General features: G+C 62.5%; 20 protein-coding genes. 11 read left to right on the forward strand and 9 right to left on the reverse strand.

All coding sequences use genetic code 11. From position 1 onward, the window contains the following. Positions 1-2 precede the first annotated feature (2 nt). On the forward strand, positions 3-551 hold the full coding sequence (locus F3H35_RS08950) for a DoxX family protein (RefSeq protein WP_149779279.1): 549 nt from the start codon (positions 3-5) through the stop codon (positions 549-551). A gap of 42 nt (positions 552-593) precedes the next feature. On the opposite strand, the gene F3H35_RS08955 is transcribed toward F3H35_RS08950, so the two are convergent. Further along, positions 594-908, reverse strand: a complete 315-nt coding sequence (locus tag F3H35_RS08955; RefSeq protein ID WP_149779280.1) for an ArsC/Spx/MgsR family protein — start codon at positions 906-908, stop codon at positions 594-596. 186 nt (positions 909-1,094) lie between these two features. Between F3H35_RS08955 and F3H35_RS08960 the strand changes: the two genes are divergently transcribed. After that, the gene (locus tag F3H35_RS08960) at positions 1,095-1,301 is read left to right on the forward strand and encodes a cold-shock protein (protein ID WP_149779281.1); all 207 of its coding nucleotides are present in this window, start codon (positions 1,095-1,097) and stop codon (positions 1,299-1,301) included. A 64-nt stretch (positions 1,302-1,365) separates the two neighbouring features. Here the strand turns inward: F3H35_RS08960 and F3H35_RS08965 are convergent, their stop codons facing one another. The 4 genes from F3H35_RS08965 to thyX all read right to left on the reverse strand — a co-directional run bounded on the left by F3H35_RS08965 (position 1,366) and on the right by thyX (position 3,996). Continuing rightward, positions 1,366-1,635 (reverse strand): hypothetical protein, encoded by a 270-nt coding sequence (locus tag F3H35_RS08965; RefSeq protein WP_149779282.1) that lies wholly within the window; start codon positions 1,633-1,635, stop codon positions 1,366-1,368. Between the two features lie 177 nt (positions 1,636-1,812). Beyond that, entirely contained in the window at positions 1,813-2,226 is a 414-nt protein-coding gene (locus F3H35_RS08970) for a DUF2177 family protein (RefSeq protein WP_188129945.1), read from the reverse strand. A 325-nt stretch (positions 2,227-2,551) separates the two neighbouring features. After that, positions 2,552-3,094: a hypothetical protein gene (locus tag F3H35_RS08975; protein WP_149779284.1), complete on the reverse strand. Its 543-nt coding sequence runs from the start codon at positions 3,092-3,094 to the stop codon at positions 2,552-2,554. Next, positions 3,091-3,996 (reverse strand): FAD-dependent thymidylate synthase, encoded by a 906-nt coding sequence (gene thyX / locus F3H35_RS08980; RefSeq protein ID WP_149779285.1) that lies wholly within the window; start codon positions 3,994-3,996, stop codon positions 3,091-3,093. Before thyX ends, F3H35_RS08975 begins: the two co-directional genes overlap by 4 nt. Before the next feature lie 162 nt (positions 3,997-4,158). Between thyX and F3H35_RS08985 the strand changes: the two genes are divergently transcribed. The 3 genes from F3H35_RS08985 to F3H35_RS08995 are packed head-to-tail and all read left to right on the forward strand — an operon-like array spanning position 4,159 to position 6,016. Then, a complete protein-coding gene (locus F3H35_RS08985; protein ID WP_149779286.1) occupies positions 4,159-4,587 on the forward strand; it encodes a VOC family protein in 429 nt (142 codons plus the stop codon). After that, positions 4,554-5,285, forward strand: a complete 732-nt coding sequence (locus F3H35_RS08990; RefSeq protein ID WP_223228367.1) for a DUF1194 domain-containing protein — start codon at positions 4,554-4,556, stop codon at positions 5,283-5,285. The genes F3H35_RS08985 and F3H35_RS08990 overlap by 34 nt, the downstream gene beginning before the upstream one ends. After that, complete coding sequence (locus F3H35_RS08995; RefSeq protein WP_149779287.1) at positions 5,282-6,016, forward strand: DUF1194 domain-containing protein; 735 nt, start codon at positions 5,282-5,284, stop codon at positions 6,014-6,016. Before F3H35_RS08990 ends, F3H35_RS08995 begins: the two co-directional genes overlap by 4 nt. Before the next feature lie 20 nt (positions 6,017-6,036). Here the strand turns inward: F3H35_RS08995 and F3H35_RS09000 are convergent, their stop codons facing one another. The 3 genes from F3H35_RS09000 to F3H35_RS09010 form a co-directional block, all read right to left on the reverse strand. Further along, a complete protein-coding gene (locus F3H35_RS09000; RefSeq protein WP_149779288.1) occupies positions 6,037-6,534 on the reverse strand; it encodes a MarR family winged helix-turn-helix transcriptional regulator in 498 nt (165 codons plus the stop codon). Positions 6,535-6,702: 168 nt separating this feature from the next. Beyond that, entirely contained in the window at positions 6,703-6,978 is a 276-nt protein-coding gene (locus tag F3H35_RS09005) for a succinate dehydrogenase assembly factor 2 (protein ID WP_149779289.1), read from the reverse strand. Continuing rightward, positions 6,962-7,366, reverse strand: coding sequence for a helix-turn-helix domain-containing protein (locus F3H35_RS09010; RefSeq protein ID WP_149779290.1), 405 nt, complete (start codon positions 7,364-7,366; stop codon positions 6,962-6,964). The genes F3H35_RS09005 and F3H35_RS09010 overlap by 17 nt, the downstream gene beginning before the upstream one ends. A 107-nt stretch (positions 7,367-7,473) precedes the next feature. Here F3H35_RS09010 and F3H35_RS09015 point away from each other — a divergent pair, with 107 nt between their 5' ends. The 3 genes from F3H35_RS09015 to F3H35_RS09025 all read left to right on the forward strand — a co-directional run bounded on the left by F3H35_RS09015 (position 7,474) and on the right by F3H35_RS09025 (position 11,658). Next, positions 7,474-8,676 carry a pyridoxal phosphate-dependent aminotransferase gene (locus F3H35_RS09015; RefSeq protein ID WP_149779291.1) on the forward strand — a complete coding sequence of 401 codons (1,203 nt, stop codon included), beginning with the start codon at positions 7,474-7,476 and terminating at the stop codon, positions 8,674-8,676. Positions 8,677-8,684: 8 nt separating this feature from the next. Continuing rightward, positions 8,685-9,089 (forward strand): hypothetical protein, encoded by a 405-nt coding sequence (locus F3H35_RS09020; RefSeq protein WP_149779292.1) that lies wholly within the window; start codon positions 8,685-8,687, stop codon positions 9,087-9,089. Positions 9,090-9,363: 274 nt separating this feature from the next. After that, positions 9,364-11,658, forward strand: a complete 2,295-nt coding sequence (locus F3H35_RS09025; protein ID WP_149779293.1) for a glycosyl hydrolase family 28-related protein — start codon at positions 9,364-9,366, stop codon at positions 11,656-11,658. Positions 11,659-11,664: 6 nt separating this feature from the next. On the opposite strand, the gene F3H35_RS09030 is transcribed toward F3H35_RS09025, so the two are convergent. Next, on the reverse strand, positions 11,665-12,345 hold the full coding sequence (locus F3H35_RS09030) for a hypothetical protein (RefSeq protein ID WP_149779294.1): 681 nt from the start codon (positions 12,343-12,345) through the stop codon (positions 11,665-11,667). A gap of 101 nt (positions 12,346-12,446) precedes the next feature. Between F3H35_RS09030 and F3H35_RS09035 the strand changes: the two genes are divergently transcribed. From F3H35_RS09035 to F3H35_RS09045, 3 genes are all read left to right on the forward strand, one after another. Beyond that, positions 12,447-12,767 carry an antibiotic biosynthesis monooxygenase family protein gene (locus F3H35_RS09035; RefSeq protein WP_149779295.1) on the forward strand — a complete coding sequence of 107 codons (321 nt, stop codon included), beginning with the start codon at positions 12,447-12,449 and terminating at the stop codon, positions 12,765-12,767. Beyond that, positions 12,764-13,087: a DUF5665 domain-containing protein gene (locus F3H35_RS09040; RefSeq protein WP_149779296.1), complete on the forward strand. Its 324-nt coding sequence runs from the start codon at positions 12,764-12,766 to the stop codon at positions 13,085-13,087. The genes F3H35_RS09035 and F3H35_RS09040 overlap by 4 nt, the downstream gene beginning before the upstream one ends. Positions 13,088-13,167: 80 nt before the next feature. Then, positions 13,168-13,575 (forward strand): universal stress protein, encoded by a 408-nt coding sequence (locus F3H35_RS09045; RefSeq protein ID WP_149779297.1) that lies wholly within the window; start codon positions 13,168-13,170, stop codon positions 13,573-13,575. Positions 13,576-13,600 lie beyond the last annotated feature (25 nt).

Here is a 13,600-nt window from a genome sequence, read left to right on the forward strand (position 1 = left end):
AGATGAACATCAGCGCAGCCTACACCACCATCACCAACCCTCTGTCCCGGGCGGACTGGCTTTTGTCCGTCATGGCCAGATTTCTGTTTGCGGCACTTTTCCTGATGTATTTCTGGGTGTCCGGCCTGACCAAGCTTGGCGATGGCGTGCTTGGGATCTTTTCGCCATCTGTCGGCGCCTATGCCCAGATCTTTCCCCGGGCGATGGAGGCCGTGGGCTATGATGCAAGCCAGTTGAGCCTGTTTCATACAATGGTCGTTCTGGCAGGAACCTGGGCCGAGTTCGTTCTGCCCCTGATGATCGTGATCGGTCTTCTGACCCGGCTGGCAGCCCTTGGGATGATCGGTTTTGTCGTGCTGCAAACCCTCACCGACCTTTACGGGCATGGCGCGATCAGCGAAGTGGGGACGGTTGGCGCCTGGTTCGACAAGGCCCCGGATTCGGTGATCCTGGATCAACGGGCTTTGTGGGTGTTCCTGTTGGTGACGCTTATGGTGAAGGGTGCGGGGCCTTTGTCGCTGGACCGTGTTCTGTTTGGCGACAGGGCATGAGCCGGGCCGGGCGCATGAGACGTGACGCGACCCGAAAAGGTATCAGCCCAACAACGTCTTTTGCACATCCCTGCCCCAGCCCAGATACAGCTTGCCGCCGGCATCGATCAGGGGGCGCTTCATCAGCGTCGGATAATCTTCAAGCAATTCCAACGGGTTGCGCTGACGTTCGGCATCATCCAGCTGCCGCCATGTGGTCGAGCGGGTATTGAGCAACGCCTCGCCAAAGGTGGCATGAGCGGATTTCAGCAGATCGGCCGGCACACCTTCGTGCCGGACATCCACGAAGCGGGCGTCCGCCAAGGATTTCAAAGCCTTGCGGCACGTATCGCAGGTTTTCAAGCCATACAGGATCATCGCAACCCCCATGTTTTGTGCCTGTTTAACGGGCATTTGGACGCAGGTCACGTGTGTTTTGCTTGCATTTTACATGACCCGTGCAATCATCTTCCGCGTGGCGTTTGGTGTTGCTGTTGCGATTTTTCCCAACGGTGGCAGGCAGATGCGGCGGGAAGATGAAGCGACTCAGCAAGGAGAGACGGAATGCCTACAGGCACCGTTAAGTGGTTTAATACGACCAAGGGTTACGGGTTTATCGCACCGGATGAAGGCGGTAAGGACGTGTTCGTTCACATTTCGGCGGTCGAGAGATCGGGGCTCACGGGGCTCGCGGACAACCAGAAAGTCGGCTACGAATTGCAGGATGGCCGCGATGGCCGGCAAATGGCGGCTGACCTCAAGCTATTGTAATCCATAGCATTTCAGACACCAACACAAGCGGCGGCGCCGGCCAAGCGCCGCCCGTTTCGCACTGTCAGAAACAGCCCTTCACACCTTCGGGGCAGGTGCGGGCGCGTTTCACCGTACGGTGCGAATAATGTTTGGCAACGGGGTGGCGCTTGGCCTGCTGATAGGTCTGGTGCTGATTGGGCACACCGCAGCAGACGGCGCCGGCGACGGTGACCGGCTGCAACCCGGCGGGGCAGAAATTGTGTTTGGATTCAAAGGCATAGACCGGGGTTTGGGCCAATGCAGGGGCGGCCAGACAGGCAAGACCTGCGGCAAGGGTCAGGGACAGACGCATGGGAACCTCGTAAACTGTTGATCGTGAACGGCTTTCTTGCAGGATCAGCCTAGCCGCTGTTCACGAACCGGTCAAACCTTGCCTGCGCCCGCTTTGGTACGATCCGTACGAAACCGACACGCGTTCAGGACCAAACCCGAGATCAAACCCGGAATTTGTGTCCATCCCGTACACAACTCAGCCCGCAACCTGCCATCCGAGCGCCCGCGCCACCGTCACCCCCGCCCAGGCCGAGACCCCGGTCAGGACAGCACCCCATGTCACATCCACGATCACCATCCGCCACGACCAGCCGCGCAGGGTGGCGAGGTTGGTGAACTCGTAGGTGCCGTAAGCCAGCGCCCCGAGGGCCGCACCGGTCAGGAGGGCTGTGCCCGGCGCATCGGCGCGCAGCGCCGGCAGCGAGACGAACCACAAAACGCCCGCGACATAGACGAGATAGAAGAGGGCCGCAGGCCCGAGGCGCAGCTCATCGGCCATCAGATCGCCGATATGGGACTCGAAGAGCGGCTTCATGATGGTCGACAGCATGATCGCATCGAGGATCAGAAACACCCCGGCCGTCACGAGGTAGAGAAGGAGAAGATGCAGCATGACGGCCCTTTCGGCGCTTGGGGTATTATTAGAGATACGGGCGCCGGGGGTGGGGTGGATCGGTTTTAGGGGTGGCGGTGACGGTTTGTTAAGGTTTGGGGGGTATGGTGGATGGAACGGTGGTCCGCGCCCGGCCCGAGGGTGGGCGCTTGAGACATCGGATTTGGTTGAGAACGGAGCGGTTGGAAGATGAACAACTTTTTACCAGACTCAGAGGGTCAGATGGCTGGTCGGTGTCCACATTCGAACAGCTGCAAAGCTAGGTCCATTTTCGTACGTTTTAAAGCAGTTCCTTACTCACCAAGAATTACGGATAATCGCCTCAACACCACCAGCTATCCTTTGGATATTTTAAACCAAACCGCAAAAACCTCTTCTTTGCTGCGAGTAATTTTACGAGACTTTTGCGGTAATCTTTCGCGCGCTTAATCTCATCCTGCAAAAAAGTAGTTGCTGATCCATGTCTTGCGGATTGCACTAAGTAATCATGCAAAAGATCGGCGTTTCTGTTGTTAAAATGACTATTGAAGCGTAGCAGGTCGCTTAGAACTTGAGGGCCCAAAAGAATGTGCAAGTAACCAGAATTGTTTAGTGGCCCCATAGCTGAATAATCAAAACTCTGGGTTGGGAAATAAACTTCATTTGCTTCACGCTCTTGGGCGCTAACTAACTGACACTGCTCAACAATATGTTGAATATATAGATCTGCTAGTTCTAAGTTCCGTCTAACCTCGATTTGAAGAACTTTAAGCGCTGTCCGAGCCTGCCGATGTCTTTCTAGCCAGCCCAAAAAATACTGGATTAACGCACCAGAAACTATGCCTAGGAAAAGCCAAAAGGGGTTACTCGTTAAGAATTCTTTCAACCAATAACCCCCTGAAATTCCCGCCATTCGCCCTTGGACATGCCTGAGTTTTCCTGCGTGACCTCCTCGCCCTTGAGCATCCGGCGCACGCACTCAAGAGCTGTGGACGACAGGGTGGCGCCGCCCATGCGGTAATCCTCGAAGGCGCTGTAGGCGGCGGGGACCCAATCGGCGACGATGGCGCAGATCGCCTCGGCATAGACGCGGATCTCGTACTGGGCATGGGCATCGGCGCGCAGGCGCAGGAAATGCAGCAAATTGTGCAGATCGACCTTCCAGTACCATTGCGTATAGATATTGGCCGGCAGGTTCATGCGGGCCAGTTCACGGGCCAGACCCTGCTGGCCCTCGTCGGAAATCATCGCCTCGTAATGGTCATAACAGCGCATCGCGTCATCGCGCAGGATGCGCAGGACACGCTCGGCCTCGTCGCCCGAAAGCGCCTCGCCCCGGCCTTGATTGTTGGTGGTGGATTGCGCGGCGAGCGCGTCGGGGGCGGGAATGTAGAATTCGCGGTCGAGGATCGAGTAGCGGGCGGAGTATTCGTTGACGTTGGCGGTGCGGTGGCGGATCCACTGGCGGGCGACGAAGACGGGCAGTTTGACGTGGAGCTTGATCTCGCACATCTCGAAGGGGGTGGAGTGCCAGTGGCGCATCAGGTAGCGGATCAGCCCCTCGTCATTGGAGACCGATTTGGTGCCCTTGCCATAGGAGACGCGGGCGGCCTGACAGATGGCGGCGTCGTCGCCCATGTAGTCGATCACCCGGACGAAGCCGTGATCGAGCACCGGGTGGGCGGTGTAGAGATGCGCCTCCATGCCCGGCGAGACGGCCCGGAGGGTCTGGGCCGGCGTGCTGCGGAGCGTGTCGATGTCGGCCTGCTGGTCTGGGGTCAGGGGCATGGGTGTCGTCCTTTCGCGGCGCGGGGGCTGTTCCGAGTCGGCTTTACTATATCTTGCGGAGGGGGGGCGTGAAAACGACAATATCGGGTGGAATGGCAGAAGGCTCGACAGGGGCGGGAATGGGCCTATCCTGTGGGTCGACGCAACATATGGAGGGAAGACATGCGCATCAGGTATCTGCACACGATGGTCCGGGTGAAGGATCTGGAAGAAAGCATGAAATTCTATGCGCTTCTGGGGCTGAAGGAGACGCGGCGGACGGATGTGGAGGCGGGGCGGTTCACGCTGGTCTTCATGGCGCCCGAGGGGCAGGAAGAGTGCCCGGTGGAATTGACGTGGAACTGGGATGGCGATGAGGGGTTGCCTTCGGACAGCCGGCATTTCGGGCATCTGGCCTATGCGGTGGAGGACATCTATGCGATGTGCGCGCATCTGCAGGCCAATGGGGTGACGATCAACCGGCCCCCGCGCGACGGGCGGATGGCGTTCGTGCGCAGCCCCGACAATATCTCGGTCGAGTTGTTGCAGGAGGGCGCGCCGCTGCCGCCGCAGGAGCCTTGGGCGAGCATGGAGAATACGGGGCATTGGTGAGGGCGGCGCTGGCGTTGGTGCTGATGGCAGGGCTTGCTGGCCCTGCCGCGGCGGCGTGCCGTCTGGCGCTGGTGCTGGCGATGGATGTGTCCTCGTCGGTGGATGAGGTGGAATACGGGTTGCAGCGCACCGGGCTGGCGGCGGCGCTCAATGCGCCGGAGATCCGTCACGCGATCCTCGAGGGGGGCGAGGGGCATGTGGCGCTGATGGTCTATGAGTGGAGCGGCAAGCGCAGGCAGAGCGTGGTGCTGGACTGGACGGCGCTGCGAGACGCGGGGGATATCGACCGGGCGGTGGCGACGCTGGCGGGAGCGACGCGCAGCGAAAGCGAGTTTCCCACCGCGATGGGCTATAGCCTGGGCTATGCGGCAGGGGCGTTGCGGCGCGGGCCGGACTGCACGCGGCGGGTGATCGACGTCTCGGGCGACGGGCTGAACAACGAGGGGTTCGGGCCGCTGCTGGCCTACAAGCATTTCCCGCTGGACGAAGTGACGGTCAATGGGCTGGTGGTGCTGCAGGGCGATCCGGAGGTGGTGAGGTTTTACCGCGAGGAGGTGATCCGGGGGCAGAACGCCTTTCTGGAGGTGGCCGAGGGGTTCGAGGATTTCGAACGGGCGATGAGCCGCAAGCTGTTTCGGGAAATCAACGATATCATGCTGGGCGCCCTGCCCCGTGACGACGGGCGGGAGCCGGGATGAGAGCCGCGCTGGCGGCGCTGTGGCTCTGCGCGGCTTTGGCCGCGGGCGCGCAGGCGGCCTGTCGGCAGGCGCTGGCGCTTGGGGTGGATGTGTCGGGATCGGTCGATGCGCGCGAATACCGGCTGCAACTGGACGGGCTGGCGGCCGCGCTGCGCGATGCACAGGTGCAGCGCGCCTTTCTGGCGATGCCGCAGGCGCCGGTGCGGCTTTTGGTGTTCGAATGGGCGGGACTGGCAGATCAGCGGCGTCTGGCGGGCTGGCGCAGCATCGACAGCGCACAGGATCTGGAGGCCGTGGCGCGGCGGCTTGAGAGCACGCAATCGGTCTATGAGGATCCGGCCACGGCGATCGGATCGGCCATGCTGCATGGCGCGATGCTGCTTGGTGAGCAGGCAGAGTGTTGGTCCAGAACGCTGGATATCTCGGGCGACGGGCCGGCCAATCGAGGGCCGCATCCCGGCGATCTGCGCGGCGGGGAGTTCGACGGGATCACCATCAACGCGCTGGTGATCGGCCCGGGATCGCGGGCCAATACGACCAAGGATCTGACGGGGGTGCTGACGCTGGAGGCCTATTATCGCGCCCATGTGCTGCGCGGGCGCGATGGCTTTGTCGAGACTGCCCGCGATTTCGAGGATTTCGCCGACGCCATGCGGCGCAAGCTGCTGCGCGAAGTGGCCGCGCCCGTGCTGTCACAGGAGCGGACAGGCGGGGCGCGGCCAGTTCGGTAGCTGCGGGTTCAGCCGCGGGGTCAGTAGATGTAGCGGATCTGATCGGTCCAGTAATGTTCGACCCGGCGCAGCGCGATGGTGATCTGGTCGATGCCATCGGCGCCAAGCACACCCCGACCCTGCAGCCCTTCGGCATGGCGTTCGAAGAGGCCCGCCACGATATTGCGGATCTCGCGCCCCCGACCGGTCAACCGGACGCGGACCGAGCGGCGATCAATCTCGCAGCGTTGGTGGTGCATATAGCCCATATCCACCAGTTTCTTGAGATTGTAGCTGACATTGCTGCCCTGATAGTAGCCGCGCGTCTTGAGTTCCCCGGCGGTCACCTCATTGTCGCCGATATTGAACAGCAACAGCGCCTGAACGGCATTCACCTCGATCACGCCGAGGCGTTCGAATTCATCCTTGATCACGTCCAGAAGCAACCGGTGCAGGCGTTCCACCAGCGACAGCGCATCAAGATAGCCCGACATGAAGCCCTTTTGTTCGGCCGTGGGCAGCGGTTTGTGCAAACTCATTCCCGTCTCCTTGCGAAACTGCTCGGAAGGGACAATCGGTCAAAATACCCAAAAATCAGTAAACTGCGGGAAAGACAGATAAAATGCCATCTAAAGCGTTTTAAACACCCGCAGCGGCGGCATCGGGCCGGCAGGGATGCGCACCGAAGGGGGCGCGCATCGCCGGGATCAGCGCGACGCGTCCGACAGACGCGCGATATCGGCCACCAGATCGGCGTAATCGACAGGGGCCGCCACCTGCCCGGTCACCCATTGGTAGAGGTCCTGATCGTTTTCCCACAGCAGGCGGTCATAAAGATCGAGCTGGTCAGGACCGAGGGTCGCCAGACGCGCCTCGCTATAGCGGGTCAGGATGATGTCCATCTCCTTGATGCCCCGCCGGATCGAGCGCATGTGCAGCCGCCGGAGCCTTGTGTCGCGGTCTTCCTCAGCCACTGGCCTCATCCTTGAGCTTGGCGCGCAGGTTCTTTTCCAGACGGCCCAGACGGTCGGTATATTGGGTGAGATGGGTGCGGATGTCGCGAATTTCGGTCAGCATCTCGGCCACGTCGCGCGACAGCTCGCCCTCCTGGCCGGGACCATCGGGGCCATCGCCCTGCCCCGAGAGCAGCCACAGAAGCGAGACGTTCAGCAGCCCGGCCATCATCGACAGCTTGTTAGCACGCGGCTCGCTCAGGTCGTTTTCCCAGGCCTTGAGGGTCTTGAGCTTGACGCCGAGGCGCTTGGCCAGTTCGACCTGCGTCATGCCGGCCTGCTCGCGCGCGCCTGCAACGCGGTCGCCGAATGTCGTGGTGTCGGGGTCGAACCATCCTTCGGTCGAATCGTCGTTCATCGGTCTTCCTTTCGATCTGCGGTGCCGTGCTGCGTGATCTGGGAGCTTGATCAGGCGTGGCACAGAACCTAAGACATGCGCCATCGCTATACAAATCGGAGCCCGCCATGAACCCCCTTTCCGCGACACTATCGCGCGTCAAACCGTCTCCGACCATCGCGGTGACCACAAAGGCCGCCGAAATGCGCCGTGCGGGGCATGACGTGATCGGGCTGGGCGCGGGCGAGCCGGATTTCGACACGCCCGAGAATATCCGCGCGGCGGGCATCCGCGCCATCGAGGAGGGCAAGACACGCTATACGCCGCCCGATGGCATCCCCGAGCTGAAGGAGGCGATCTGCGCCAAGTTCAAGCGCGACAACGGGCTGGACTATGTCCCGGCGCAGGTCAGCGTGGGCACGGGCGGCAAGCAGATCCTTTACAATGCGCTGATGGCGACGCTCAATCCGGGCGACGAGGTCATCATCCCCGCGCCCTATTGGGTGAGTTACCCCGACATGGTGTTGCTGGCGGGCGGAGAGCCGGTGGTGGTGCCGGCGGGGATCGAGACCGGGTTCAAGCTGAGTGCCGAGGCGCTGGAGGCGGCGATCACGCCGCGCACACGCTGGTTCATCTTCAATTCGCCGTCGAACCCGACGGGTGCGGGCTATACCTGGGACGAGCTGAAGGCGCTGACCGACGTGCTGATGCGGCATCCGCATGTCTGGGTGATGACCGACGACATGTACGAGCATCTGGCCTATGACGATTTCAAGTTCTGCACGCCTGCGCAGGTGGAGCCGGGGCTGTATGACCGGACGCTGACCTGCAACGGCGTGAGCAAGGCCTATGCGATGACGGGCTGGCGGATCGGCTATGCGGCGGGGCCGGAGGTGTTGATCGGGGGCATGCGCAAGATCCAGTCGCAGAGCACCTCGAACCCCTGCACGATCAGCCAGTGGGCGGCCATCGAGGCGCTGAACGGGCCGCAGGATTTCATCGCGGAGAACAACAAGGTGTTCGTGCGGCGGCGCGATCTGGTGGTCGAGATGCTCAATGCCATCGAGGGCGTGACCTGCCCGGTGCCGGAGGGGGCGTTCTATGTCTATCCGTCCATTGCCGGGCTGATCGGGCGCACCAGCGAAGGTGGTACGCGGATCGACAGCGACGAGGCCTTTGCCACGGCGCTGCTGGAGGAAACCGGGGTTGCGGTGGTGTTCGGGGCTGCTTTCGGGCTTTCTCCGGCGTTCCGGGTCAGCTACGCTACGTCGGATGCGGCGCTGAAAGAGGCCTGCACGCGTATTCAGCGGTTTTGCGCCGCAATGACATAGAGGACGGCATGGCGGGGAACCTCCCGGAATATTATTTCAGGGTCCGCGAGAACGGAGCATTTGTTTTCCGTGTGGATACAGAGAACCGTCAAAGACGGATCGAGATGGACCAGATCGCGGTCATCAACATACGCAACGGTCAGATCAAGCCCCATGGGGAGCGGGACCTGAGCGAGGATGATCTGGAGGTGATCCGCAGCTGGATGGAAGAGCGCACCGCACTTCTGGCGCGGCGCGATATCGACGACATTCACCGGGCGGTCGATTACCTGAACATGACGACCCATTGGGTGCAGGCGCGCGCCAGCGATGAACAGCTCGACGAGGTGACCGATGCGCTGCTGCTGGCGATGCACGATCTGCGCACGGTGCTGGTGCGCAAGAAAGCCGACCGGCTGACGCAGACCGACTGACGCAGACCGGCTGACGCAGACCGACTGACGCAGATCGGCTGACGCAGACCGACCGGGCCGGGCGGCGCGCGGCGTCTGCGCGGCCTGTCTCCTCCCCATTGCTTGTTCCTGCGCCCGAGAGGTCGCGCCCCCACCGTCACGGTGCTGTCGGGGGTCGTTAACCATTTGTTTGATATTCCCGCCCCGGTGATCCGGCGCCATGCGGCGCAGGGGGCAAGCGGAACAACATGGGACATCGCGGGCAGAGGCGGCCCGGATGCGGAAAGGGATCTGGATGAACAAGGCAATCACCGACGGGGTCGTCTTCATGCCGCCCGCCTTCGAGGCGGGGCTCGAAATGTGGTCAAGCGGCGACGGGACACCCGGCTCGCCCTCTTATGCGGAAAGCGCGACGGCGGCTTTCGTGCCGGCGGATCAGGATTTCGGCGGCGCGCTGGAGCTGGTGAAGGCCGAGAACGTGCAAAAGCTGCGCTATATGGGGGAAACGCCGCTGCTGCCGGGCTGTTATCTGCAGGTGCGCGCGCGGGTGAAGGCCCTGGGCGGTGCCCTGCCCGGCGTGCGCATCGCGGCATGGCCCGGCGGCGCGGGCGGCGTCCCGCTGCCCGGCCTGCCCCAGACCGGCCCGCAAGTGAGCCTTACGGCCTATGGCGAAGTGGTCGAGATCAGCGCCATCATCGGCCCCGGCAGCCGGACGGGTGTGGATCTGGTCTGGGGCCGATCAGCGCTTTATGCGCATATCGGGCTGGATCTGACCGGGCCGAATGGCGGGATCGTGCGGATCGACGATATCGAGATCGAGGATGTCACCAGCGTCTTTCTGCGCGACATGCTGAGCGTTGTGGATGTGCGCGATTACGGTGCGGTGGGCGACGGGACGAGCGATGACAGCGCCGCCTTCGAGGCCGCCGACGCAGACGCACGGGGCCGCGAGGTGCTGGTGCCTGCGGGCATTTACCGACTGGCCGAGAGCGTGACCTTTCAATCCCGCGTCCAGTTCGAGGGCCGGGTCGAGATGCCAGATGACAAGATCCTGGCCCTGACCAAGAATTTCGATCTGCCCAGCTATATCGACGCCTTCGGCGATGATGAGGAACTGGCCTTCAAGAAGGCGTTTCAGGCGCTTTTGAACAATGCCGGGCACGAGTCGCTTGATCTGGGCGGGCGGCTTCTGGGCATCCGCGCGCCGATCGACATGCAGGCGGCGGTGGCCAACCGGACCTTCTTCAATCAGCGGCGGGTGATCCGGAACGGCCAGTTCTCGGTTTTTTCCGGCCCGGCATGGGATACCGAGGTCGTCACCTCGCAGGCACGCTATGCGCCAGCCGATCCCAAGCGGCTGACGAATGTGCAGAACGTGGCCAGCATCCCCGTGGGCGCGTTGATCGAGGGCAATGGCGTGGGGCGCGAAGTCTATGTGCGGGCGCGCAACATCGCGGCGCAGACCCTTGAGATCAGCGCGCCGCTTTACGATGCGGACGGCGTGCAGGTGTTCACCTTCCGGCGGTTCAAATACATCCTCGATTTCAGCGGCTTCGACGATCTGGGGCGCATGACCCTGTCGGATATCGAGTTTCAGTGCAGCGGCGAATGCAGCGCCATCCTGTTGCCGCCGCAGGGCAGCGGCTTTGCGTTGCGCGATTGCTTCATCACCCGGCCCAAGGATCGCGGCATCTCGAGCCATGGCGAGGGCTGTCAGGGCATGTTGATCGACCGGTGCCAGTTCCTGTCGAACGAAAGCCCGCTTGCGTCGCTCGAGCGGCAGTCCATCGGGCTGAACACCAACGCCAATGACGTGAAACTGCGCAACAACCGCGCGGTGCATTTCCGGCATTTCGCGGTGATCGGCGGATCGAGCAGCATCATCCTTGGCAATCACTGGTTCCAGGGCGACACGCTGCAGAACTCCCCAAGGTTGGCGGGGCTGGTGCTGACGCGGACCAACAATCGCGGCACGGTGACCGGCAACTATGTGGACAACAGCTTTATCGAATGGGGTAATGAACACGATCAGGCGCCGGAATTCTCATCCGAATTCTCGTTCAGCCAGCTGACCGTCAGCGGCAACACCTTTCTTGCCAGCCAGGTGCCGCCGTGGTTCAGCTATCTTGTCATCAAGCCCTATGGCGCGGGGCATTTCCTGAACGGGCTGACGGTGACGGGCAATTCCTTCCGCATCATCGGCACACCGGTGGACCGGGTGGAAAGCGTGGACACGAGCTTTGCCAGTCTGGATTACAACCGCTTCGCCAATGTCACGTTCCGCGACAACATGTTCAACAATGTGAACAGCCCCTCGGCCAGCCCGGTGACGCTCGAACATACCGAAGCCAGCGCGTCGCAGGCCTGGGTGGTGGCGGCGGATGCCAAGCTGCCGTTCAACGCCTGGGCGCAGGTGGTCGAGGCGGTGACCGCCGCAGGACCGCTGCGCCGGGCGGACGGGTCGATCTATTACGGAGCGCCCTATTATCAGGCCAAGCAGGGGCCGAACAGCGATCAGGTGACCCTGAGATGGGAAACCCCGGTGCAAGGCACGGCGATGGTGACGGTGCGGATCGACGATCCGTTCTGAGCCGCGTCAGAAGCTGTGCCATAGCGCGATTTTCGCCGCGATGGCAGAGCTGCCCACAAGCCCCGCCGTCACCCCGATTTCGAGGTGGCGGCCGGGGGCGGCGGGGATCACCCAGGATGGCGCGATTTTGAGATATTCGTCGCCATAGGCGGGAACGCCTGCCCGCAGCTGGACGATCGCGCGGGTCTTGCGCCATGTCTCGATCCCGAGGGTGACGTCGGTTTCGAAATCGGCGTCGTAATCCCCGTGCAGCACATCCTGAAAGATCACCGCGCGGGTATCGAGCGTGATCCAGCCGGGCCGTCCCGACAGGCTGAAGCCACGCCCGAAGGACAGGCCGGGCCGGATGACCGGCTGATCGCGCAGGATGCCCACACCCAGTTCGAACGCGAGCCGCATGCCCCCCGGTGCCTGCCCGAAGGGCAGCCGCGCGAACACGACGGTTTTTTGCATCTTCTGCCGGGTGGCGCCCATGTCGAGACCGAGGGTCAGGCGGTCATTCAGGCCGTGTTCGCCATAGAGGGTGAAAAGACCGTCGCCCTGCACAAGCGGCGCCTCGAGCGAGACCGACAGGAAGGTTTCGCCCTCGGCGCGCGGCCAGGGACCGGCCTGACACTGAACAGCCAGCCAAAGCACAAGATTTGCCACCACCAGCATCCGCATCGCCGGACCTCCGGCGGCGAGCATCGTTCATCTTGGTAAACGATGGGTTAACGCGAGGGGATCGGGGAAAGAATTTGCCCCCGGCGCGCGGCATGGTAGGATGAGGGACCAGACGGAGGCACGCCATGCCGAAGATCGAACAGAGCGCAGACTGCCAGACGGTGATCACCACCTTCGAGATGTCGCCGGGCACCTGTCAGGATCTGCTGGATGAATTGACCGAAGCCTATGAGCAGTTCATCTCGAAGCAGAAGGGCTTCATCGCGGCGGGGCTGCATGTGAACGATGCGCAGACCCGGATCGCCAATTATTCGCAATGGGAGCGCCGCGAGGATTTCCTGGCCATGCTGCGCAGCGACGAGATGCGCCGCCGCAACCGGCGGATCAACGAATTGTGCCGCAGCTTCGAGCCGGTGATGTATGACGTGGCGGCGACATTCGGGTGAGGGACCGCGATCAAGGTCAGGACCGCGCCCAGGACGACGCGGCGGAGATGGCGCAGGAGGTGCGCGCGCTGCGCGATGAGGTCCACCAGTTGAACGCGCATCGCTTCGTGCGCATCCACAATTCCATCCCGCGGCTCTTGGCCTTCAATTTCGCGCGCGGGCTGGTCTTTGGGCTTGGCACGGTGCTGGGCGCGTCGGTGCTGTTGTCGGCGGTGGCGTGGTCGCTGTCGCAGGTGGAATTCCTGCCGATCATCGGGGAATGGGTGTCGCAGATCGCGCGACAGATGGAAGAGGCCGCCGGGCAATCGGGCGCGCGCTGATGCGCGCGGGCTGACCTGTGTCAATGTCGGGCACGCGCAAGACTGACAGAGTGGGACCGAACCGAAAGCAGGAGGAGTCCATGTACAAGAACATTCTGGTGCCGATTTCGTTTGATGAGGATCGTGACGCGGCGGGCGCGATCGACGTGGCCCGCACGCTGGCGGGCAAGGAGGGCAAGATCACCTTGATCCACGTGATGGAGGATATTCCGGGCTATGCGATCACCTATGTGCCCGAGAATTACCTTGTGGAAAGCCGACAGGCGATCGAGGCCGAGCTGCGCGAGATGGCAGAGGGGCTGGAGAACGGCGCCTCGGAGGTGATCACCGGCCATTCGGGGCGCACGATCGTGGATCACGCCGAAAAGGAGGGCGTCGATTGCATCGTGATCGCCAGCCACCGGCCCGGAATGTCGAACCTTTTGCTGGGCAGCACGGCGACTCAGGTGGTGCGCCACGCCAATTGCGCGGTGCATGTGATCCGCTAAGGTCCGTGCGCCACAAGTGCGGCGG

Source organism: Roseovarius litoreus (assembly GCF_900142765.1).
In the GTDB taxonomy this organism is placed as follows: Bacteria; Pseudomonadota; Alphaproteobacteria; order Rhodobacterales; family Rhodobacteraceae; genus Roseovarius; species Roseovarius litoreus.